The following is a 19,732-nucleotide window of genomic DNA, read 5'->3' on the forward strand; positions in this document are numbered from 1 at the left end:
TCAGATATTCCTGCGCCGAGCCTTGGAAAACCACGCTCAGTGGCGCCGCAGCGGTGCCATCCACGACAGCTTCACCCTCGGTTCCGAACTGCTGGAAGCCCAGGAAAAAGTCATAGGCAAGCGGAGTGACAACATAGAAGGCAAAGCTTGCACCCAGAAGGAACATGAACGGCGATGCCACCATAAATGGCAGAAACGCGTTCTTTTCTGACCGGTAAAGCCCCGGTGCCACAAAGCGCCACATCTGCATCCCGATATACGGAAACGCCAGAATGAAACCGCCCAGCAACGAAACTTTGATCGCAACAAAGAAGCCTTCCTGCGGCGAGATGAAGATCAAGCCACAGTCCTGACCGCGTTCTGTCAGAACCTCACACAAGGGTTGCGTCAGAAAGTTGAAGATCGGCGTGGCCACCGAAAAGCAGATGATCATGCCGATCAGAAACGCCACGACGCAGTGAATCAGCCGCGTGCGTAATTCTGCCAGATGTTCGATCAATGGGGCCGAGGAATCCTCGATCTCGTCGGTCTTGGTCATGTCTTGCTTTCAGTGTTCAGCGCAGCTTCGGCCTCTTCAGCCTTAGCCAACGCTTCGGCAGCTTCTTTGGCTTTCCGCTCGGCAGCAGCGCGAGCGGTCGAAGCCTGAATCTTCTTGGCCTGTTCAGCCCGATCAGCAGCCAGTTTTCCTGTCTCGCTTTCAGGGTCGAACTTGGTCGGATCAATGCTCTTCGCCATGTCCTGGGCAGCGTTTTTTACACCGTCCATGGCTGTATTCATCGGGTTGGTGGCGGCTTTGATGCCCTTCTGAATCTCACTCACACCGGCTTCGTCAGCGGCTTGATTCATCGCATTGCTGAATTCGCGCGCCATTCCGCGGGCCTTGCCAATCCAACGACCGGCATTGCGAAAAAGCACCGGCAGGTCCTTTGGCCCCACCACGATCAAGGCGACGATGCCGATGACCAGAAGCTCGGTCCAGCCCAGATCAAACATGGCCGATCAGACCTTGTCTTTGTCGGTCTCGGGCGTGACGTCCTTGGCCAGCTCGGACGCATCCTGTTCGATTTCTTCCGAACCTTCCTTGATGCCTTTCTTGAACGAAGTGATCCCTTTGCCAACTTCGCCCATCAGCGAACTGATCTTGCCACGACCAAACAGCACGAGAACAACAACAGCAATAAGCAGGATGCCTGGAAGGCCGATATTGTTGAGCATGTCTCTATCTCCTTATGCGTCGACGCGATGCGCGCCGGATATTCGATTTCGCATCGTGTTTACGCCTTGTGAGCTGTCCACAAAAGACAAGCAGAAGGGTTTGACGATCAAAATCACGGTAAATCTACGAATTTGAGGGGGTCGCTTTTCTCAACTGACAGGTTTATGTCAGTTGCAGGTGACTAGGACTACGACATCGAAACCTAGTCAATGGAGATCCAAATGACGCATGTCGCAGAAATCGTAACCTTCACGCTCGCCAATGGCACAACGCCAGAGGATTTCGTGAAACTCAGCCAGGCCTCCGAGAGTTTTGTCAGGTCAGCACCGGGTTTCACCCATCGTCAGCTTAGCCAGGGCGAAGACGGCCGCTGGACCGATTATGTCATCTGGAAGGATATGAAAGCGGCGCAGGACGCAGCCGCCCAATTCCCGCAACAGGATTTCGCACCGGCCCTGATCGCGGCGATCCAGCCCGACAGTATCCAGATGCGTCATGAGCATGTGCTATGGAATATGACTGCATGACGGTTGGCGCGGCGCAACAGGGTAAAGCCGATGCGCCGCACTGATCGATTGTTCGATATCATCCAGATCCTGCGCGACGGTAGACTGCATCGCGCACAGGACATCGCGGACCGGCTCGAGGTGTCGGTCCGCACGATTTACCGTGACATGGATACACTGGTTGCCTCGGGCGTACCGGTCGAGGGTGAGCGCGGTGTCGGGTACATGGTACGCGAACAGATCACCCTGCCCCCGCTTAACCTGACCCCGGCTGAACTGGAGGCGTTGAACTTGGGAATGGCGATCGTTGCCGAGGCCGCTGACCCCGATCTCAAAGCCGCCGCCGAGTCATTGGCTGACAAGATCGATGCCGTATTGCCTACTCAGGTGGTTGCCGAGGCTGATACCTGGAAGTTTGCCGTCTACCCCTTTGCCGATGCGGCACGTGGTCTGGCGCATATGGCTCCAATCCGCGCAGCCATAAAGTCCCGGCAAAAACTTCATCTCTCGTATCGTCGGATCGATGGCGTCCTTACGAAACGGACCATCCGCCCACTGCATATGGAATATTGGGGCCGCGTCTGGACCCTGACCGCATGGTGCGAACTGCGCGCTGGTTTTCGGGTGTTCCGCATCGACCTGATCGAAACAGTCACACCCCTGCCGGAAATTTTTTCGGACGAGGAGGGAAAACGCCTAAGCGACTACGACCCAAACGCCTGACCAACCTCATCTTTTCAAAACTACTTCTGCCAGAGGCATGGCCCAAAACGGGCCATCTCGATCACTTCAGATAGGGTTCCGGATCAACGGATTCGAAGCCCTTGCGCACCTCGAAATGCACATAGGCATTGTCCCCGCCGCGCAGGGCCGCGATCTTTTGGCCACGACGAACCCGGTCGCCTTTTTTGACGGTAATATCCTGAACATTCGCATAGACCGTCAGCAGATCATTGTTGTGTTTGACCACAATGATCGGAACCTGGTCCGCATCTGATGTAATTGCGGCCACGGTACCCGTCTCGGCCGCGTTCACAGCCGTACCCGGAGAGGCCGCGATGTCGATACCTTCGTTCTTGCCTTTGCGATACGGGCGCACAATCTTGCCCGAGACCGGTAACGCCAGTGCCGAACTTCCTGAATTTGTCGGAGCCTCGGCAGTCACATCAGGCGCGGGGGTGACCGGCGCGACCTTCTCATCCGGCAGCGGCTGTGTCGCACTGGGCGGTGTGGGCGTTGGTGAACCCTGCCCCGGCTGCGTCACAGCCGTCGCACCGGTTGTCGATGCGGCTGCAGTATTGCGCGGCGCTGGCTGATCCTTGACGGGGATGAGCAGGAATTGACCTTCACGAACAGTGAAGTCCGGACCCAAACCATTCCATTCAGCCAACGATTCCACCGGAACCTGATACAGGCGCGAGATGGTGTAAGCAGTTTCGCCACGCTTGACCTTGTGACGGATCGGCTCGGGGCCCGCAGCAACCGGTGCTGGGGCTGGTTTTGCCGGTTCAAGCGTCGAAGTCTGAACTGAGCCCGTAGCCGGAGCCTCATCAATCGCTGATCCTGCAATTGCGGCGATGTCTACATTGCTGCTTGCCCCGACTGACCGCGGCAGCGCCAGAACCTCACCCTCGCGCAGAGGGTCATTGGCATTCAAACCGTTGTAGCGGGCCAGTTCTGCAGCGGGTAAGCCCACACGCGATGCGACTTGGGTGACGGTGTCCCCTTTCTGGGCAACGGCAACCTGATAGGTCGGATAGGTAATGACACCACGCGCATCCGGTGTGGGACGGTTCGCCGTCGCTGCCAGTGCTGCGTCTGCGGTGGAAAACCCGCCTACCTTGCCTCGCAGGTCATAGTCGATCGGCCCCTCGCATCCCGCAAGAACGACCAATGCGGCAAAACCCGTTGCGCAGCGGCGCATAGTAGATTTGGAAACTGCTCTCATATCTCTGTCCTCAACACCTGCCCCTGTTTACCGGGGTTCCGGTGCACAATTCGGAAACGTCCTTTACGCCTCGTCCTTCCCAAGCCCCTCCAGCAGGGGCACAAAACGGACAGGCAACAATTCGTCATAGTCCAGACCATCCTCAGTACGTCGAACCCTGATCAGGGTTTGCACCGCATCCGACTGTCCCACGGGTAAGACCATGATACCGCCGATTTTCAGCTGCGCCAAGAGCGGCCCTGGCGGGTCTTCGGCAGCCGCCGTAATGATGATGCGATCAAACGGTGCCTGCTCGGGCAAACCGTGGGATCCATCGGACAACATGGCCGTGACATTGGTCAGTCCCATATCACGGAAAAGCTGCCCGGTTTCCCGAACCAGACGCTTGTGCCGCTCAACGGTATAAACACGCCGCGCCAGCTTGGACAGGATCGCCGCCTGGTAGCCCGAACCCGTCCCGACTTCGAGGACGGTATCGCGCGGACTGACCTGAAGCGCCTGCGTCATCAGACCCACGACCGAGGGCTGACTGATCGTCTGGCCGCATGCGATTGGTAGCGGCGTATCTTCATAGGCACGATCTGCAAACAGACCTTTGACAAACAGACCCCGGTCAACCTGTTCCATCGCTGCCAACACGCGCGCGTCCGTCACCCCGCGCGAGCGCAAGGCAAACAGGAACTGCATTATGGTTTCAGGGCTTGGTCCGGTCATTCGATCGTCTTCAAAGCCTCAAGCGCGTCATGCGCGGTCAAATCGGCCCGCATCGGTGTAACAGATATATAGCCTTCCAGATTGACAGCCGCATCCGTCCCCGGAGCAGTCGGGTTGTGCTGGTAGCCACCCTTGATCCAAAGGAACCGACGCCCCGAAGGTGAGCTGTGTGGCTCAACCCCGAAATGGGTATCCCGACGGTATCCCTGCGGTGCAACACGAGTGCCCAGCACTTCATCTGCAGGCACGGGTGGGAAATTCACGTTATAAAACAGGCGATAATCTACATCTTCATCCGGCGTGGCATCCAGAATGCGCCGCACCAGATCGGCACCATAGCGCGCCGCAGCCTCGAACGGATCTTCCAGCCCCAGATTGCGTGGACCGAAATACTGCGACAATGCGATTGCCGGAACACCCTGCAAAGCTGCTTCCATCGCACCGCCGATGGTTCCGGAATACAGCGTGTTTTCTGCCGAGTTGTTTCCTCGATTTACGCCAGACAGCACAAGATCGGGCTGCGCATCCTTCATCACGTCATGCAGCCCGGCAAGCACGCAGTCGGCTGGTGAGCCTTCGGCAGCAAAGCGTCGTTCGTCCAACTTTGCGACCATCATCGGATGGGTATAGCTGATGCAGTGTCCGACGCCCGACTGCTCAAACGCAGGCGCTACAACCCAGACCTCACCATCCGGACCAGCCAGATCGGCCGCAATCGCTTCGAGCGTGATCAAGCCTGGTGCATTGATCCCGTCGTCATTTGTCAGAAGAATTCGCATGATGCCTGCACTACCCCCACGTTTCGCCCTTGATAGACGCGCCCCCGCGCTGCGGCAAGCAAAGCGCGTATGCAATCTGCGGCATTCGCGCACCACTCGGGCGGAAACTGCACCAATCAGAGATCAGGTTGGGAAAACAAAGCAACGATCCCGGCGGATCGTAAGCCACATGGCGCGACCGGGCTGCGGTACAAAGACATTCGGGACGGTCACCTTCAGGACCGATCCATCGTGATCCATCCTGAATTCTACAAGACTTTCATTGCCCAGAAACCGCGCCCGTTCCACTACGCCCCGGGCGGCGGTTCCGGCACTAGGGGTCGGCGCCGGACCTTTGCCGTTGCGATCAAAATCCAGTTTGACGTGCTGAGGTCGAAACACGATCTCGACATCCGTACCGTCCGGAACACCCGGAGCCAGAAACTGCCCGAACGGGGTGTCCGCCAGAGCACCGTTAACAGTGGCAGGCAAGATGTTGACATCACTAAAGAAAGCAACAGCTGCCTTGTCCGCGGGCCGGGTATAGACGTTATACGGCGCACCCTGCTGAACGATCTTACCACCACGCATCAGAGCAATTTCATCCGCCATCCGCATAGCCTCTTCCGGTTCATGCGTGACCAGAAGAACTGCTGCGTCTTCTTCTTTCAGAATGGCCAGGGTCTCATCCCGGATACCATCCCTCAACCGGTTGTCGAGACCCGAGAAAGGTTCATCCATCAACATGATGCGTGGACGTGGCGCAAGCGCACGCGCGAGCGCGACGCGCTGCTGCTCACCTCCGGACAACTGATGCGGAAAACCATCAATGAACCGCATCAGATCGACCTTGGTCAGCAGCTCTTCAACACGGGCGCGCTTTTCTTCTTTGCTGCTTCTCAGCCCGAATGACACGTTATCGGCAACACTCAGATGCGGAAACAGCGCAAAGTCCTGAAACATCAGGCCGATCTCACGCCGTTCGGGCGGTACGCGAAAGATGGTGTCGCAGATCAGCTTGCCATCCACATAAATCTCACCCGAGTCCTGCATCTCGACTCCGGCAATCATCCGCAATGTCGTGGATTTGCCGCAGCCAGATGGCCCCAGCAGACAGGTCACCTGCCCGGCCTGAACGCTTAGCGAGACGTCATCAACAACAGTCCGTCCTTCGAACTGGCGGACAATATTGCGAATTTCCAGACGAGGAGGAGCTGCGTTAACTGTCACCGATAGACCCCGTTGCCTTTCCCGATCAAATTCATCGGGCTTGGGCGGGGATATCAACCCCGCCTCTCAGGCGCAAGAGATCAGCAGCAACCGGTCGACGCAGCCTCACCTTCGACGTCAAACGGGCTATCCCCTCCACACCCTTCGAAAATGCCGTAGTGGGTCGAGAAATCGCCGATGAACTCAAAATGGCGCGCGAAACGCGTATCCTGAAGCATCATCCATGTGTTGCCGCAGACGGGGAACACCTTGCCGGCTTCGATAAAGTGGTGATCATCCAGCGCAAACATATGCGGTGCATGTGGGATTGTTCCCTTGTAGATCACAGCCTGACCATAGTCCTCACAGGCGGGCTCGAGTTCGGGCAATTTGAACAGTCGGTAAGTCGCTGAAATGAAGCTCAGCGGCGCAACACGTTCTTCAAGGACCGGATTTTCAATAGTCAGCGGACGATGCGTAACCCGGCGCGGGTCACCAAATCCGGCGGCACGTGACAGCGACAGGAAATCGTTCCAATAGAGCGCGCCTGACAGGCACTCCCCATACAGAACCTCATCCTCGGCCATGGCCTTGGGCACACGTCGATCAGAATAAACATCCGAGAAATACATCTCTCCACCGTCTTTCAGCAACCGATGCGCACCGCGCAGAACGGCCGCCTTGTCAGTGGCCAGATTGATGACGCAGTTGGAAACGATGATGTCGAATGAGCCGGGCTCAAGATCCAGTTCGTCCAGCTTTTCGATGTAGCCGTGATGAAACTCGACATTGCTGGCCGCATAACCAAATGCATTCGCGTGATAGTCCTGATGGGACCGTGCAATTTCCAGCTGCGCGGGCGTCATGTCCACGCCAACAACGCGGCCCGTTTCGCCCACCATAGCCGACAGAGCATAGACGTCCCGACCAGCACCGCATCCCAGGTCAAGAATGTGCATACCTTCCAGATCCAGAGGCGCGATCAGGCCGCATCCATAATACCGGGTCAGTACATCATCATGAATTCGCGACAAAATCTGCTTGACGTGATCGGGCATGTCGTCGGGAGTACAGCAAGCGTTCGTCTGCAAATCCGCGCTGCCCTGCAGGACCTCGCCATAATAATTCTGCACAGCCTCATGCTTCATCAGAGCTTTCCTTTTCATCACGAACTGAAAAGCAGCTAGAGCAGCCCGGGTTGCCGTGCAATCCGGGACCGTCCCATCTGACGAAAGCGTGAATCGGTGTGTTTAAGATTTCTCCAGCAACTCGAAATCAACACCGCCGCGAACCTGCCCGTTCACCTGAATCTCCAGCCGATGCGCACCAGGAACCAGTTTAAACGTTGTGGCATTACCCTTGAGTTTGTGGCGCTTGGACAAGGTCAGAGATCCATCCTTCAGTTCAGCCTGTTTCAGCTTATGAACCTTAGGTGAGATCTTCCCGCCAGGCCTCTGGAAATGAATGATATAATCAACCAGAACAGGTTGTTTTTCCTGCCCAGAGATCGCAACAGAAAACTCCAGCGCGCCATCGATAATGGCTTCGCCCTCAATCTCGATCGAGACATCCAGATCTGCATCGGGATCATATCCCAGCATCTTCATTGCGCCTGCATGGCCAGACTTCACCAGCCCGCGCAACGCATGAGACGTCATCCACTGCAGTTCTTCGGCATCCTGTGCACCGCTTTCCTGCCAATCCTGCAGGCGCTGCAACACCAGTTCCGGCTCTTTCTTTGTGATGTCGTTCAGATGATTGGCCACCGACCGGGTAACATAGCGGGTGTTGTCGCGATACAGTTGATCCAGCAAAGGCAAAGGATCAGCCAGATCCAGCCCAACCGCCTGCCCCCAGGGCAATCTCGGCCGGGTTCCTTCGCTGACCAACCTGCGCACATGATAGCTGGAATGCCCACACCAATCCTGCATGCGCGTCACAACCTCGTCAGGCCAGCGGTTCAGGAATGGGCGAATGGCCCATTCCATCGAAAACCGCTGCGTCAGTTCCGCCAGAACATCCAGCGCCAGTTCCGGATGTTCCAATCCGACGGCAACTACCCAATCGCCAAGCGGCGCAAAGATGAAATCGCCGAAATCATCATCGGTCTTATTCGGGTCCAGTGGCTCGGGCAGCGCACGCAGGATCACCGGTGCAACAGTCGGAAGATCGCCAGGAATGGCCTGTTTCAGGCATTCTGCGATCCAGGTCATGCGCTCTTTCAGCTCAAGTTCCGGCAGTTTGGCCATCACCGCCACCTCAAATGCGGGCGCGTCAAATGTTGGCTGAGCATCGGCAAAAAGCCCCGCCAGATAGCGGGTCTTTTCTGCATTGAACAACTGGTCTTTCAGCGAGAATCCCTGCGACATGATTACATCGTCAGATTGGTGCCGCCACCGTCTAGCAGAATGTTCTGCCCCACGATGAATCCGGCATGTTGAGAGCACAGGAACGCACAGGCAGCACCAAATTCCTGCCGCGTGCCATAACGGCGCGCAGGAATTGTCGCCGCGCGTTCGGCTCGCGCCTCGTCCATGGAAATCCCTTTTTGTGATGCGACCCCGCTATCCAGCGAGTCTGCACGATCCGTGGCATGGATACCCGGCAACAGGTTGTTGATCGTTACACCGTGCGGGGCCACTTGGCGCGAGGTTCCAGCGACATAGCCAGTCAGGCCGGTCCTTGCGGCATTCGACAGCCCCAAGGCCGGGATCGGCGCGCGAACGGATTGAGAGGTGATGTTAACCACCCTTCCCCAGCCCTTGTCCATCATGCCCGGCAGTAGCGCTTTCATGAAGGCTATCGGTGTCAGCATGTTTGCATCCAGCGCCTTGATGAAATCCTCACGCTCCCAGTCCGACCACAGGCCCGGCGGTGGGCCGCCGGCGTTGGTCACCAGAATATCGACCCCCTCGGCCGCCTCGATCACCTGCGTCTGCCCTTCAGGTGTCGTCACATCACAGGCCATGGTGTGCACCTGAACGTCATGATCCGCGCGAATGCGTTCAGCTGCTGCTTCCAAAGCAACCGACCCGCGCGCGTTCATCACCAGATCAACACCCGCCGCTGCCAAAGCCTCGGCGCAGCCCAGACCCAAGCCCTTGCTGCTTGCGCTTACCAGCGCACGTTTTCCCTGTATTCCCAGATCCATACGATCCTCCCTGTCAGTCGTTGCCCGCTTGTCTAGCACCGGCCAGACAGAGAAGACCAGAACGGCAGCGTCGCCTCAGTAAAAGAACTCTTCGCGGACGATCTTGCCATCAGCGACATGATATATCGCCACTTCACGCATATCGAAGCTGTCACCGCTTTCCTTCATGGTACCCTGCACCTCGAAGATCACAGCAAACCGATCATCGCCATGCAGGAATGGATCGCTGACCGACCCGCCTGTTACTTCGGTCGAGCTTTCCCACCATTCGTGTTTTCCACGGATCGCATCCAGTCCACGCGCCTCGCGCCCCATGCCCTGCATATCCGCAGCTTCGACCGAAACGGCATCTGAGGCATAGAGTTTATCCAGATTGGCCTTTGCTCTGTTTTCGCGACAACCAGTGACCAGTTCTTCTGCAATTTCTTTCAAATTCATTGGTCCACTCCATCATTTGTTCACTATATGTTCTTTTTATCGCAACCGTACGATTCGAACCACCCCCTTTGCCTTGCCTCGGCAGGATTCCCCGCCTATACGCGCGCCTATGCTAGATACCGCCTCGAACCAACCCGTATTGCCGCCCGAGATCGCCCGACGTCGGACCTTCGCCATCATCTCGCATCCGGATGCCGGCAAGACGACGCTAACTGAAAAGTTCCTTCTTTATGGGGGTGCTATTCAAATGGCCGGTCAGGTGCGCGCGAAAGGTGAAGCACGGCGGACGCGTTCGGACTTCATGCAGATGGAAAAAGATCGGGGCATCTCGGTCTCCGCATCGGCCATGTCGTTCGACTATGACAACTTCCGGTTCAATCTGGTGGACACACCCGGCCACTCCGACTTCTCGGAAGATACATATCGCACCCTGACCGCTGTGGACGCGGCCGTGATGGTGATCGATGGCGCAAAAGGTGTGGAAAGCCAAACGCAGAAACTGTTCGAGGTCTGCCGGCTGCGTGACCTGCCGATCCTGACCTTCTGTAACAAGATGGACCGCGAAAGCCGCGATACGTTCGAGATCATCGACGAAATTCAGGAGATGCTGGCCATCGACGTCACGCCCGCCGCCTGGCCCATTGGCGTGGGCCGCGATTTCATCGGCTGCTACGATATGCTGCGCGACCGGCTGGAGCTGATGGACCGCGCCGACCGCAACAAGGTGGCGGAAAGCATCGAAATCAATGGTCTGGACGACCCCAAGCTTGCCGAACACGTGCCCGAGCACCTGTTGGAAAAGCTGCTGGAAGAGGTTGAGATGGCGCGCGAATTGCTGCCCAAACTCGACCCGCAAGCAGTACTTGAAGGGCACATGACCCCGATCTGGTTCGGATCGGCGATCAACTCGTTCGGTGTAAAAGAGTTGATGGAAGGCATCGGAGCGTACGGTCCGCAACCGCAGATCCAATCCGCTGAACCTCGTCAGATTTCACCGGATGAGAAAAAGGTCGCGGGTTTTGTCTTTAAGGTGCAAGCCAACATGGATCCCAAGCACCGCGACCGTGTGGCCTTTGTCCGCATGGCAAGCGGTCACTTCAAACGTGGCATGAAGCTGACCCACGTGCGGTCGAAGAAGCCGATGGCGATTTCCAATCCGGTGCTGTTCCTGGCCTCTGATCGCGAACTGGCCGAAGAGGCCTGGGCCGGCGATATCATCGGTATCCCTAACCACGGCCAACTGCGCATCGGTGACACCCTGACCGAGGGCGAAGCGCTGCGGGTGTCGGGCATCCCCTCCTTTGCTCCGGAACTGCTGCAAGGCGTGCGCGCGGGCGATCCGATGAAGGCCAAGCATCTGGAAAAGGCCCTGATGCAGTTCGCCGAAGAAGGCGCGGCCAAGGTATTCAAGCCCTCAATCGGTTCGGGCTTTATCGTCGGCGTCGTTGGCGCACTGCAATTCGAAGTTCTGGCCAGCCGGATTGAGATGGAGTACGGCCTGCCGGTCCGCTTTGAAGCATCGCAGTTCACCTCGGCCCGCTGGGTTAGCGGTGACAAAGCCGAGGTCGAAAAATTCGCCAATGCCAACAAACAGCACATTGCGCATGACCATGACGGAGACGTTGTGTACCTGACGCGGCTTCAGTGGGATATCGACCGCGTCGTACGCGACTATCCCGCGATAAACCTTTCTGCAACAAAGGAAATGATGACGTGATCGATCGCGTCATCTAACCTTCGCAGGATGATCTGTCAGTGTTTTTCAGAGTATCAACTGCACGATGTCAGATGATGTGACCTGGGGCATCGTCTCGACCGTTCGGGGTGACGTCTTGGACATCCTGCGCTTTGCGGCGTATCACCTCGATCTAGGTGTGGACCGTCTGTACATCTATCTGGACGAACCGAACCCTCAGGCCTTTGAGGCATTGGACGCTCACCCAAAAGTAGATGTCTGCAATTGCGACGATGCGTATTGGGGCATGCGAAATCGCGAAAGGCCCGAAAAGCACCAGCTGCGTCAGACCGCAAACTCCTCCTTTACCTACAGACGCTGCGAACAGGACTGGCTGGCCCATATCGATCTGGATGAGTTTCTCTGGCCATCAGAGCCGATTTCCAGCCTGCTCGGATCCGTGCCAGACAATTACCCCTCTGCACGCGTCCGTCCGGTTGAGTCGATCGCAGAAGCCAAGGACCTATACAAGGCGTTCATCCCGATCGGACCAGATCGAGAAGCTCTCATACAAGACCTTTATCCGAATTACGGTGCCTTTGTGCTCGGCGGTTTTTTAAGCCACGTTCAGGGCAAGCTTTTTGTGCGCACGGGCATGAGGAAAATCAGCTTTCGTATTCATAACCTGTTTCAGGATAAGAAGCCTGTGCACAAAAAGTTCGAATTGCCACAAATCGATCTTTGTCACAGGCATGCGCCCGACTGGGACCATTGGCTGGCACATTACCGGTTCCGCATGGAGCGCGGTTCGTATCAGACCGGAATGTCACCCAATATCCCTCGTGAGCTTGGCGGGTTGAACAAGAACGAGCTGTTCAACTGGATCGAGGAAGAAGGCGGAGAGGCTGGTTTGCGCGCCTTTTATGATGAACTGAGCGGCGCGGACCCGGACGTACGCGCCCGATTGCAAGAGCACGGCTTGATCAAGCACCGCCCCTTGGAGCTGGTTTCAAAGCTACGGAAACACTTCCCCCAAAGCGTCTGAATTGTTGCACAAAATTGTAACCGTGGCCTGGCGGACACAAGATAAAGGGCTCTTCATTTGACCATGCCCCACGTTTTTGTTATGTCCCCGCGCAAGCCGAAATGCGCACGCTGTGCATGGCCATCCGGGCCCGGCAGAACTCAGACGCGCGGGCCAGGTCTAGTGTCCGCATGAACCGGACATACATGACAAAATTTAACGAACTGAACCTGAACCCGAAGGTCCTCAAAGCCATTGAGGAAGCCGGATACGAAACCCCCACCCCGATTCAGGAGGGCGCAATCCCTCCCGCGCTTGAGGGTCGTGATGTTCTGGGGATCGCCCAGACGGGAACCGGCAAGACCGCCAGCTTTACCCTGCCGATGATCACCTTGCTGGCCCGTGGCCGTGCACGAGCACGTATGCCGCGTTCGCTAGTGTTGTGCCCAACGCGTGAATTGGCGGCACAGGTTGCCGAGAACTTCGACACCTACACCAAACACCTGAAACTGACCAAAGCGCTGTTGATCGGCGGCGTCAGCTTCAAAGAGCAAGAGGCGCTGATTGATCGTGGCGTGGATGTTCTGATTGCCACTCCTGGCCGTCTGCTGGACCATTTCGAACGCGGCAAGCTGCTGCTGACGGGCGTTCAGATCATGGTGGTGGACGAAGCCGACCGGATGCTGGATATGGGCTTCATCCCTGATATCGAACGCATCTTCTCGTTGACGCCCTTCACCCGTCAGACCTTGTTCTTCTCAGCCACCATGGCGTCTGAGATTGAACGCATCACTGACACGTTCCTGTCCGCCCCTGCCCGGATCGAGGTTGCTCGTCAGGCCACCGCTTCCGAGACCATTGAGCAGGGTGTGGTCATGTTCAAAGGTGGTCGCCGTGACCGTGAGGCCAGCGCCAAGCGCAAGGTTCTGCGCGCGCTGATCGACGCCGAGGGCGACAAATGCACAAACGCGATCATCTTCTGCAACCGTAAGACGGACGTGGATATCTGCGCGAAATCGCTGAAGAAATACGGCTATAACGCTGCCGCCATCCATGGCGATCTGGATCAGTCACAGCGTATGAAAACGCTGGATGGGTTCCGGGATGGATCCCTTCGCCTTCTGGTCGCTTCGGACGTGGCTGCGCGTGGGCTGGACATCCCGTCGGTCAGCCATGTTTTCAATTTCGATGTTCCTGGCCATGCCGAAGACTACGTGCACCGCATTGGTCGAACCGGACGCGCCGGGCGCGAGGGCAAGGCGATTACCATTTGCTCGAACCGTGATGAAAAGGCTTTGGATGCGATTGAAAAGCTGATCCAAAAGCAGATCCCGCGCATCGAGAACCCGATCAAGGAAGAGCCCAAAGCCGAAGCGCCGAAGCCCGAGAAAAAGTCCAAGCCATCGGACCACAAAAGGAACGAAGGCAAGAGGGACAAAGAACCCAAGGGACGCGGTCGTGGTCGTAAAGAGGACAGCGGTCCTGCGGTCGTTGGAATGGGCGACCACCTGCCCAGCTTCATCGCGCTCAGTTTTGATGAGCGGCGTGCCGGCTAGATTGCCAGCACAAGCACAAGTATCGACAATCCCAACAATGCAATCCCGGCGATCTCTCGCCGGGTTATGTTTTCGTGGAACACCAGCGTCGAGGCCATCAGGCTAAAGATCAGCTCCACCTGCCCCAGCGCCTTTACATAAGCCGCGTTCTGCAATGTAAAGGCCAGAAACCAGCAAAACGATCCGCCCAGACTGGTAAGGCCAACGAAAACCCCGGTGCGGCGTGTTTCCCAAACCGCACGCAACTCGGCACGGTCTCGCCAAAGCAGCCACAACCACATGCTGATGAACTGGAACGTGACCACGGCAGCCAGTGTGACCAGCGCCCGGAACCAGGCATCAATATCGCCCAGTTGCAGCGAAGCCCCGCGATAACTGACCGCTGAAAACGCAAACAGCACCCCTGATCCCAGCCCGAGCTGAGACGCGCGGTTGGTCAAATGGTGCCACCATGCGCCATCCCCACCAGGCGTTTTGGACAGCAACAGGACCGCCAACAGCCCCAAAAGGATAGCTGCAAAGGCGCCAAATGAGATGCTGTCGCCAAGGATCATGAAACCAACGATTGCAGTCTGTATCACTTCGGTTTTCTTAAACGTTATACCAACAGCAAAGTTGCGCTGCTTGAACAGCGCGACCACGCACACCGTCGCCAGAATTTGTGCTGTTCCACCGATGGCAACGAACAACCAAAACTTTGCTGACAGTGGTGGAACGGACAAGTCCGTGATTTGCAAAGCGACGATCAGCCCAAGAATGGCCAGCGGCGCAGAATAGGCAAACCGGGCAAAAGTCGCACCGGCAGCCGACAATTTCACACTGCTCAGCGATTTCTGAAGCATGAACCGCACTGTCTGAAATGTGGCGGCAGCGATGGTGACGGGAATCCATAAACTCATGGATTCCCTTCTGTCCTTAAATCACTCGTTTGGCCAGAGCGGATGCGCAACCGGATCCTTCGCACGCCAGAAGTAGTTGCGAAAAATCTCACCATAGGATCGGTACACATAGGATTCGTTGCAGGTCAGATACCGGTCTTTACCGGCGCGATAAAGTGCAGGCAGACGATACCATGGTGCCGATGGATTCATGTGATGAACGACGTGCAGATTGTTGTTAAGAAACAGAAAAGCCAGCAACCCGCGATCCTCAATGATCACGGTTCTGGCACGAGATTTCTCATGTGCACGATGCTCAAGGAACGTCCGGATTTTGACAAGCGCAAGCCCGATATACGCCGACAGAACAAATGCCCAGACCGGCATCGGAGACTGGGCAACCACCCACAGAACCACTGCCACACCCGGAATGTGTAAGGCCCAGGCCAGCAGGATCGCGCGATCCCCTCTTGTCGCACCGGTCCACTCATCCCGCATGAATGCCACCTGCCCGATGGCAGGCCCCAGAATGATGCGTCCCAACAGGGTATTGTTGGCCTTGTAAAGGTGTCGCTTCCAGACGGGCAGTGAAGCCCAAATCTTCGGGTCCAGATAATTGGACTCAGGGTCGTCATACGGGTCCGTCAGGTTCGCATCCTGATGGTGAGCCAGATGTAGATCACGAAAGCGGTTGTATGGAATGAACAGAGTCAGCGGCAAAGCCAGCAGTGTTTCATTCAACCATTTTGCACGGAACGGATGTCCGTGCAGCGCTTCATGTGTCAGCGAAGAATGTAGGGCTGCAACCATGCCCATCACGGGAATTGCCAGCCACAGGGACCAGCCTGCCAGCCAGAATACGACCGCCAGCCACGCAGCATAGCAGGCTGCAATCAGTCCGAACGTGCCCCATTCGGGCGACTTGGGAGGTGTGGGATCAGCCATTGCGCCCCCACGAGATACCTGCCCAAACCCGTTCGTAGATGACATACAGTGTCAGACCGATGGCGGTGTTGACCAATGCCAGCCCGCCACCCACGGCAGCCGAACCTGTGGCGATCAGACCCACAAGGGTCATCATGACCAACCCCATCAGATTCCAAACGACTGCTTTCACGACAGATCTTCGTCGCGTCTCCATTCCGGTCCCCATATTTTGTTGTTCTCACAAAAGCGTTACCGACATGGAGGCCTGCTGAGAATTCTGAATATGATTAACAATATTCATCAGATGTGATATTAATCATCACATGCAGGATAACATAGACAAACGGGATCGCGCTGCGCAGTTTCGCCTACGATTGGCGCGCGCCATGGAAGAGCGTCAGATCAGCCAGAGCGCGCTGGCGCGCAGTATTGGGGTCGACCGTTCAACGGTGTCACAACTTCTGACCGGCGCTGGCGCACGTCTGCCCAATGCGCATGTGGTAGGAAGCTGTGCTTCAGCTCTTGGCGTTTCCGCAGACTGGTTGCTTAGCCTGTCGGACCGGCCAGAGAGTGCTGCGGAATTGCTGGCCAGTTCGCTGACAATGGCCGAAGCCCCGCGCGCCTTGGTAGATGAACGTATCTTCGAGTGGCACCAACAGGCAGCGGGGTACAAAATCCGCTATGTTCCGGCCACCCTGCCCGATATGCTCAAAACTCGGGCAGTGCTCGAATGGGAATATGCCCCGCATCTGGGTCGAACCGCAGATCAGGCCATCGGCGCATCGGCAGATCGTCTGACATGGATGCGCAGCGCCCAGTCCGACTATGAAATCGCCATGCCGCTGTTCGAAATCCACAGCTTTGCCCATGGCACTGGATATTACGAGGGTCTGTCACTGGACAATCGGCTGGCTCAGATCGATCACTTGCTGGACCTGTGCGAACAGCTCTATCCACGCCTGCGAATCTACCTGTTTGATGCAAAGCGGCTCTATTCAGCGCCGGTAACGATCTTCGGTCCGCTTCTGTGCGTCTTCTATGCGGGCAGCCACTACATGGCCTTCCGCGATCGTGATCGGATCGAGGTTTTTACACGACATTTCGATACGTTAGTGCGCGAAGCTGACATGACAGCCCGAGACTTTTCCGAACACCTCAGACAGCTCCGTTCGGCGATTACCAGCGCAACGGAGTGACTGTTGCGAAGCCGGAAAGTGCCAATCAGCTCATCCTATAGTATAGTCATCCTGCGCGAACTTTCGGGCAATCCGACCAATCACGGAGGATCAATGGGATGGACGCACTGAAAACCGCTCAATACGCACGCGCCCTCTACTCGGCGCATGGAGATCGGGCCGAAGCTGAAGCGGCCCGTAAAATGCGTGAATGTGAAGCCGCAGGGGAAACCCAGCAAGCTCAGGACTGGCAGGCAGTTCGCCAGACTATCCGCCAGTTCCGTGGCCCCAATCAGGGCTGACATAACAAAACCCAGCTTTTAGCCAGGTGATCAGACCTTCGGGTCAGGATTGACCGTATGACCATCAACCGCGATCACCTGACCCGAAACAAGCCTTGCCGCGTCAGAGGCAAGGAACACGGCCATATTGGCAATATCCCGCCCTTCAACGAAGCTGCCCATCGACGTACCTGAGGCATAGCCCTCATAGACCTGATCCCGGGTCATGCCCTTGGCTGCCGCTTCGCGTTCAAGAACTCCTTCCATTCTTGGTCCTTCAACCGCTCCGGGACAGATCACGTTGCAACGGACCCCATGTGGCCCAAGTTCCATCGCCAGTGTCTTACCCAGACCCACCATGCCCCATTTCGCCGCTGCATAAGGTGCGCGGTTGGGATAGCCATATTGCCCAGCGGTGGATGAAGTGATCAGCACCACACCACTGCGCTGACGCTTGAGCATTGGGGCCGCGTATTTGGAACACAGGAAAGCCCCTTCCAGATTGACCGAAAGGCAAGTGCGCCAATCGCTAAGCGCAACGTCTTCGATCAGGGCCGTCGGCCCTGCGATCCCGGCGTTTGCGCATAGGGCATCCAGACCACCCCATTCCTCGTCAATGCGGGCAAACATGGCCGCCACGGCGGTTTCATCGGATACGTCCAACTGGGATTTCTTCCAATGCGGCGGGCAGGCCTCCAGCGACGCCGGATTCACATCTGCAACCCAGACCTGCGCACCCGATGCGTCGAACGCTTCGGCCATCGCTCGCCCGACGCCCGAGGCGCCGGCCGTGATCAGAACCCGGCTGCTCATGCAGGTTTCCGGATCGATGCACCCGCCCCTTCCGGGTACGGCAGACCGGCCTGAGCTTCTGCGATACGGGCCATGGCTGCTTCAACCTCAGCCGATGGCGCACATGGGCGACGGGATTCGAGGTCCACATGCAGCAGGAAACTCTCGCCGGTCGCCAGCAACTTGTCTCCTTCATACATGCGGTGGAACAGGTGCAGTTTCTTGCCCTGCCCCAACAGCATCTGAGTCCGCACATTGATCTTGGCACCTGCATGGGTCTCATCCAAATGCCGGATGTGGGTTTCAGCGGTAAAGTAGCTGCCGCCCGCTGCGATATAGTCGGCATCGCATCCGATCAGCTCCATAAAGCGATCGGTTGAGCAGGCGAAGGCATCCAGATACCGCGACTCGGTCATGTGGCCGTTATAGTCGGTCCAATCCAGCGGCACGGCACGCGATAGCGTCAGAATGGGCTGGCTCAGATCGGCCTGATCCAGATCCGGCAAGGCACCGGGTTTCAGACGTGCATCATGCTGGTTCAGAACCGCGCCCGCACCGTAATCCTGCGCTTTCAGCGCCCGCATCATGCCCACAAGGTTGTTGTCGCGGATACGCTCCAATTCACGGATCGAGTGCATTCCGGATTGTGCGTCCGACTGATCCGCAATCATGTCCACCAGTTCATCCGTGAACTCCGGGACATCCATCAGCTTAGTCCACGGCCATTTCAGTGCCGGACCAAACTGCGCCATGAAATGCCGCATCCCGGCCTCTCCGCCAGCGACGCGATAGGTCTCGAACAGACCCATCTGTGCCCAGCGGATACCAAAGCCCATGCGGATCGCTTCGTCGATTTCTTCGGTGGTCGCGATACCGTCTTTGACCAGCCACAGCGCTTCACGCCAAACAGCCTCGAGGAACCGGTCAGCAATGTGCGCGTCGATTTCTTTTTTGACATGCAGCGGGAAGAACCCGACCGATTTCAATAACTCTTGCGCACGCTCCACCATTTCAGGCGGGTTCTTCTCGGTGGGCACCAGTTCGATCAGAGGCAGCAGGTAGACCGGATTGAACGGGTGCGTCACCACAATCTGTTCAGGACGCGACGCGCCTTCCTGCAGTTCGGACGGCTTAAACCCGCTGGTCGAAGAGCCGATGATCGCTTCCGCATCACATGCCTCTTGCAAGCCTTTATAAACCTTCAGCTTCAGGTCTAGCCGCTCAGGTACGCTTTCCTGAATCCAAGTGGCCCCCTGTACAGCGTCTGCCATCTTATCATGGAAGTTCAACGTGCCCTCAGCCGGCAATGGCACGTCACTCAGCCCCGGCAAAGACCGCCGTGCATTGTCCAGAACCTCGCCGATCTTACGCTCGGCCTCAGGGTCCGGGTCGAACACCCGGACATCCCAGCCGTTAAGCAGAAACCGGGCGGCCCATCCGCCGCCGATCACACCACCACCGATGATAGCTGCTGTTTTTGTCAT

General features: G+C 57.1%; 23 protein-coding genes. 7 read left to right on the forward strand and 16 right to left on the reverse strand.

The genetic code is table 11. The features are described from left to right. The 3 genes from tatC to E1297_RS46205 form a co-directional block, all read right to left on the reverse strand. On the reverse strand, positions 1 to 538 hold a 538-nt coding region (gene tatC, locus E1297_RS46195), incomplete at its 3' end, for a twin-arginine translocase subunit TatC (RefSeq protein WP_155151832.1). Beyond that, positions 535 to 993, reverse strand: coding sequence for a Sec-independent protein translocase protein TatB (gene tatB / locus E1297_RS46200; RefSeq protein WP_155150650.1), 459 nt, complete (start codon positions 991 to 993; stop codon positions 535 to 537). The genes tatC and tatB, both read right to left, overlap by 4 nt. A 6-nt stretch (positions 994 to 999) precedes the next feature. Then, positions 1,000 to 1,215, reverse strand: coding sequence for a twin-arginine translocase TatA/TatE family subunit (locus E1297_RS46205; RefSeq protein ID WP_155150653.1), 216 nt, complete (start codon positions 1,213 to 1,215; stop codon positions 1,000 to 1,002). 222 nt (positions 1,216 to 1,437) lie between these two features. On the opposite strand from E1297_RS46205, the gene E1297_RS46210 reads away from it, so the two are divergent. After that, complete coding sequence (locus E1297_RS46210; protein ID WP_155150655.1) at positions 1,438 to 1,743, forward strand: hypothetical protein; 306 nt, start codon at positions 1,438 to 1,440, stop codon at positions 1,741 to 1,743. A gap of 30 nt (positions 1,744 to 1,773) precedes the next feature. Continuing rightward, positions 1,774 to 2,445 (forward strand): YafY family protein, encoded by a 672-nt coding sequence (locus E1297_RS46215; protein ID WP_155150658.1) that lies wholly within the window; start codon positions 1,774 to 1,776, stop codon positions 2,443 to 2,445. 61 nt (positions 2,446 to 2,506) lie between these two features. Here E1297_RS46215 and E1297_RS46220 read toward each other — a convergent pair whose 3' ends face one another. The 8 genes from E1297_RS46220 to E1297_RS46255 all read right to left on the reverse strand — a co-directional run bounded on the left by E1297_RS46220 (position 2,507) and on the right by E1297_RS46255 (position 9,940). After that, positions 2,507 to 3,670: a LysM peptidoglycan-binding domain-containing M23 family metallopeptidase gene (locus E1297_RS46220; protein WP_155150661.1), complete on the reverse strand. Its 1,164-nt coding sequence runs from the start codon at positions 3,668 to 3,670 to the stop codon at positions 2,507 to 2,509. Positions 3,671 to 3,733: 63 nt separating this feature from the next. After that, complete coding sequence (locus tag E1297_RS46225; RefSeq protein WP_155150663.1) at positions 3,734 to 4,384, reverse strand: protein-L-isoaspartate(D-aspartate) O-methyltransferase; 651 nt, start codon at positions 4,382 to 4,384, stop codon at positions 3,734 to 3,736. Further along, positions 4,381 to 5,163: a 5'/3'-nucleotidase SurE gene (gene surE / locus E1297_RS46230; RefSeq protein WP_155150666.1), complete on the reverse strand. Its 783-nt coding sequence runs from the start codon at positions 5,161 to 5,163 to the stop codon at positions 4,381 to 4,383. The genes E1297_RS46225 and surE overlap by 4 nt, the downstream gene beginning before the upstream one ends. Before the next feature lie 123 nt (positions 5,164 to 5,286). Further along, positions 5,287 to 6,372, reverse strand: coding sequence for an ABC transporter ATP-binding protein (locus E1297_RS46235; protein ID WP_209016405.1), 1,086 nt, complete (start codon positions 6,370 to 6,372; stop codon positions 5,287 to 5,289). A gap of 80 nt (positions 6,373 to 6,452) precedes the next feature. Then, complete coding sequence (locus E1297_RS46240; protein WP_155150669.1) at positions 6,453 to 7,499, reverse strand: methyltransferase domain-containing protein; 1,047 nt, start codon at positions 7,497 to 7,499, stop codon at positions 6,453 to 6,455. Between the two features lie 102 nt (positions 7,500 to 7,601). Next, entirely contained in the window at positions 7,602 to 8,720 is a 1,119-nt protein-coding gene (locus E1297_RS46245; protein ID WP_155150671.1) for a hypothetical protein, read from the reverse strand. A gap of 2 nt (positions 8,721 to 8,722) precedes the next feature. Further along, on the reverse strand, positions 8,723 to 9,502 hold the full coding sequence (locus E1297_RS46250; protein ID WP_155150674.1) for an SDR family oxidoreductase: 780 nt from the start codon (positions 9,500 to 9,502) through the stop codon (positions 8,723 to 8,725). 75 nt (positions 9,503 to 9,577) lie between these two features. Further along, positions 9,578 to 9,940: a nuclear transport factor 2 family protein gene (locus tag E1297_RS46255; RefSeq protein WP_155150677.1), complete on the reverse strand. Its 363-nt coding sequence runs from the start codon at positions 9,938 to 9,940 to the stop codon at positions 9,578 to 9,580. A gap of 109 nt (positions 9,941 to 10,049) precedes the next feature. Between E1297_RS46255 and E1297_RS46260 the strand changes: the two genes are divergently transcribed. The 3 genes from E1297_RS46260 (at position 10,050) to E1297_RS46270 (ending at position 14,195) form a co-directional block, all read left to right on the forward strand. Continuing rightward, positions 10,050 to 11,657, forward strand: coding sequence for a peptide chain release factor 3 (locus tag E1297_RS46260; RefSeq protein ID WP_155150680.1), 1,608 nt, complete (start codon positions 10,050 to 10,052; stop codon positions 11,655 to 11,657). A 64-nt stretch (positions 11,658 to 11,721) separates the two neighbouring features. Continuing rightward, entirely contained in the window at positions 11,722 to 12,660 is a 939-nt protein-coding gene (locus E1297_RS46265; RefSeq protein WP_155150683.1) for a glycosyltransferase family 2 protein, read from the forward strand. A gap of 185 nt (positions 12,661 to 12,845) precedes the next feature. Beyond that, complete coding sequence (locus tag E1297_RS46270) at positions 12,846 to 14,195, forward strand: DEAD/DEAH box helicase (RefSeq protein ID WP_196223578.1); 1,350 nt, start codon at positions 12,846 to 12,848, stop codon at positions 14,193 to 14,195. On the opposite strand, the gene E1297_RS46275 is transcribed toward E1297_RS46270, so the two are convergent. From E1297_RS46275 to E1297_RS46285, 3 genes are read right to left on the reverse strand one after another with little or no spacing between them, the layout of a single operon-like run. Beyond that, on the reverse strand, positions 14,192 to 15,094 hold the full coding sequence (locus tag E1297_RS46275; RefSeq protein ID WP_155150689.1) for an EamA family transporter: 903 nt from the start codon (positions 15,092 to 15,094) through the stop codon (positions 14,192 to 14,194). The genes E1297_RS46270 and E1297_RS46275 overlap by 4 nt on opposite strands. A gap of 21 nt (positions 15,095 to 15,115) precedes the next feature. Next, the gene (locus tag E1297_RS46280) at positions 15,116 to 16,018 is read right to left on the reverse strand and encodes a fatty acid desaturase (RefSeq protein ID WP_155150692.1); all 903 of its coding nucleotides are present in this window, start codon (positions 16,016 to 16,018) and stop codon (positions 15,116 to 15,118) included. Further along, positions 16,011 to 16,190, reverse strand: coding sequence for a DUF2061 domain-containing protein (locus tag E1297_RS46285; RefSeq protein ID WP_209016406.1), 180 nt, complete (start codon positions 16,188 to 16,190; stop codon positions 16,011 to 16,013). Before E1297_RS46285 ends, E1297_RS46280 begins: the two co-directional genes overlap by 8 nt. A gap of 133 nt (positions 16,191 to 16,323) precedes the next feature. On the opposite strand from E1297_RS46285, the gene E1297_RS46290 reads away from it, so the two are divergent. Together E1297_RS46290 and E1297_RS46295 are read left to right on the forward strand one after the other, a co-directional pair. Next, positions 16,324 to 17,196: a helix-turn-helix domain-containing protein gene (locus E1297_RS46290; protein WP_155150696.1), complete on the forward strand. Its 873-nt coding sequence runs from the start codon at positions 16,324 to 16,326 to the stop codon at positions 17,194 to 17,196. Positions 17,197 to 17,294: 98 nt separating this feature from the next. Next, a complete protein-coding gene (locus E1297_RS46295; RefSeq protein WP_155150699.1) occupies positions 17,295 to 17,477 on the forward strand; it encodes a hypothetical protein in 183 nt (60 codons plus the stop codon). A 30-nt stretch (positions 17,478 to 17,507) separates the two neighbouring features. Here the strand turns inward: E1297_RS46295 and E1297_RS46300 are convergent, their stop codons facing one another. Continuing rightward, positions 17,508 to 18,269 carry an SDR family oxidoreductase gene (locus E1297_RS46300; protein ID WP_155150702.1) on the reverse strand — a complete coding sequence of 254 codons (762 nt, stop codon included), beginning with the start codon at positions 18,267 to 18,269 and terminating at the stop codon, positions 17,508 to 17,510. Then, the gene (locus E1297_RS46305; protein WP_155150703.1) at positions 18,266 to 19,732 is read right to left on the reverse strand and encodes a carnitine 3-dehydrogenase; all 1,467 of its coding nucleotides are present in this window, start codon (positions 19,730 to 19,732) and stop codon (positions 18,266 to 18,268) included. Before E1297_RS46305 ends, E1297_RS46300 begins: the two co-directional genes overlap by 4 nt.

Source organism: Roseibium sp. RKSG952, assembly GCF_009711355.1.

Excerpts from the sequence above, each read along its gene's own strand:
- E1297_RS46210 (WP_155150655.1), top strand. The coding sequence starts at position 1,438 with ATGACGCATGTCGCAGAAATCGTAACCTTCACGCTCGCCAATGGCACA.
- E1297_RS46270 (WP_196223578.1), top strand. The coding sequence starts at position 12,846 with ATGACAAAATTTAACGAACTGAACCTGAACCCGAAGGTCCTCAAAGCC.
- E1297_RS46205 (WP_155150653.1), bottom strand. The coding sequence starts at position 1,215 with ATGCTCAACAATATCGGCCTTCCAGGCATCCTGCTTATTGCTGTTGTT.
- E1297_RS46290 (WP_155150696.1), top strand. The coding sequence starts at position 16,324 with ATGCAGGATAACATAGACAAACGGGATCGCGCTGCGCAGTTTCGCCTA.
- surE (WP_155150666.1), bottom strand. The coding sequence starts at position 5,163 with ATGCGAATTCTTCTGACAAATGACGACGGGATCAATGCACCAGGCTTG.
- E1297_RS46280 (WP_155150692.1), bottom strand. The coding sequence starts at position 16,018 with ATGGCTGATCCCACACCTCCCAAGTCGCCCGAATGGGGCACGTTCGGA.
- E1297_RS46305 (WP_155150703.1), bottom strand. The coding sequence starts at position 19,732 with ATGACAAAAACAGCAGCTATCATCGGTGGTGGTGTGATCGGCGGCGGA.
- E1297_RS46250 (WP_155150674.1), bottom strand. The coding sequence starts at position 9,502 with ATGGATCTGGGAATACAGGGAAAACGTGCGCTGGTAAGCGCAAGCAGC.
- E1297_RS46245 (WP_155150671.1), bottom strand. The coding sequence starts at position 8,720 with ATGTCGCAGGGATTCTCGCTGAAAGACCAGTTGTTCAATGCAGAAAAG.
- tatB (WP_155150650.1), bottom strand. The coding sequence starts at position 993 with ATGTTTGATCTGGGCTGGACCGAGCTTCTGGTCATCGGCATCGTCGCC.
- E1297_RS46275 (WP_155150689.1), bottom strand. The coding sequence starts at position 15,094 with ATGAGTTTATGGATTCCCGTCACCATCGCTGCCGCCACATTTCAGACA.
- E1297_RS46300 (WP_155150702.1), bottom strand. The coding sequence starts at position 18,269 with ATGAGCAGCCGGGTTCTGATCACGGCCGGCGCCTCGGGCGTCGGGCGA.
- E1297_RS46295 (WP_155150699.1), top strand. The coding sequence starts at position 17,295 with ATGGACGCACTGAAAACCGCTCAATACGCACGCGCCCTCTACTCGGCG.
- E1297_RS46240 (WP_155150669.1), bottom strand. The coding sequence starts at position 7,499 with ATGAAGCATGAGGCTGTGCAGAATTATTATGGCGAGGTCCTGCAGGGC.
- E1297_RS46265 (WP_155150683.1), top strand. The coding sequence starts at position 11,722 with ATGTCAGATGATGTGACCTGGGGCATCGTCTCGACCGTTCGGGGTGAC.
- E1297_RS46215 (WP_155150658.1), top strand. The coding sequence starts at position 1,774 with ATGCGCCGCACTGATCGATTGTTCGATATCATCCAGATCCTGCGCGAC.
- E1297_RS46220 (WP_155150661.1), bottom strand. The coding sequence starts at position 3,670 with ATGAGAGCAGTTTCCAAATCTACTATGCGCCGCTGCGCAACGGGTTTT.
- E1297_RS46225 (WP_155150663.1), bottom strand. The coding sequence starts at position 4,384 with ATGACCGGACCAAGCCCTGAAACCATAATGCAGTTCCTGTTTGCCTTG.
- E1297_RS46260 (WP_155150680.1), top strand. The coding sequence starts at position 10,050 with ATGCTAGATACCGCCTCGAACCAACCCGTATTGCCGCCCGAGATCGCC.
- E1297_RS46255 (WP_155150677.1), bottom strand. The coding sequence starts at position 9,940 with ATGAATTTGAAAGAAATTGCAGAAGAACTGGTCACTGGTTGTCGCGAA.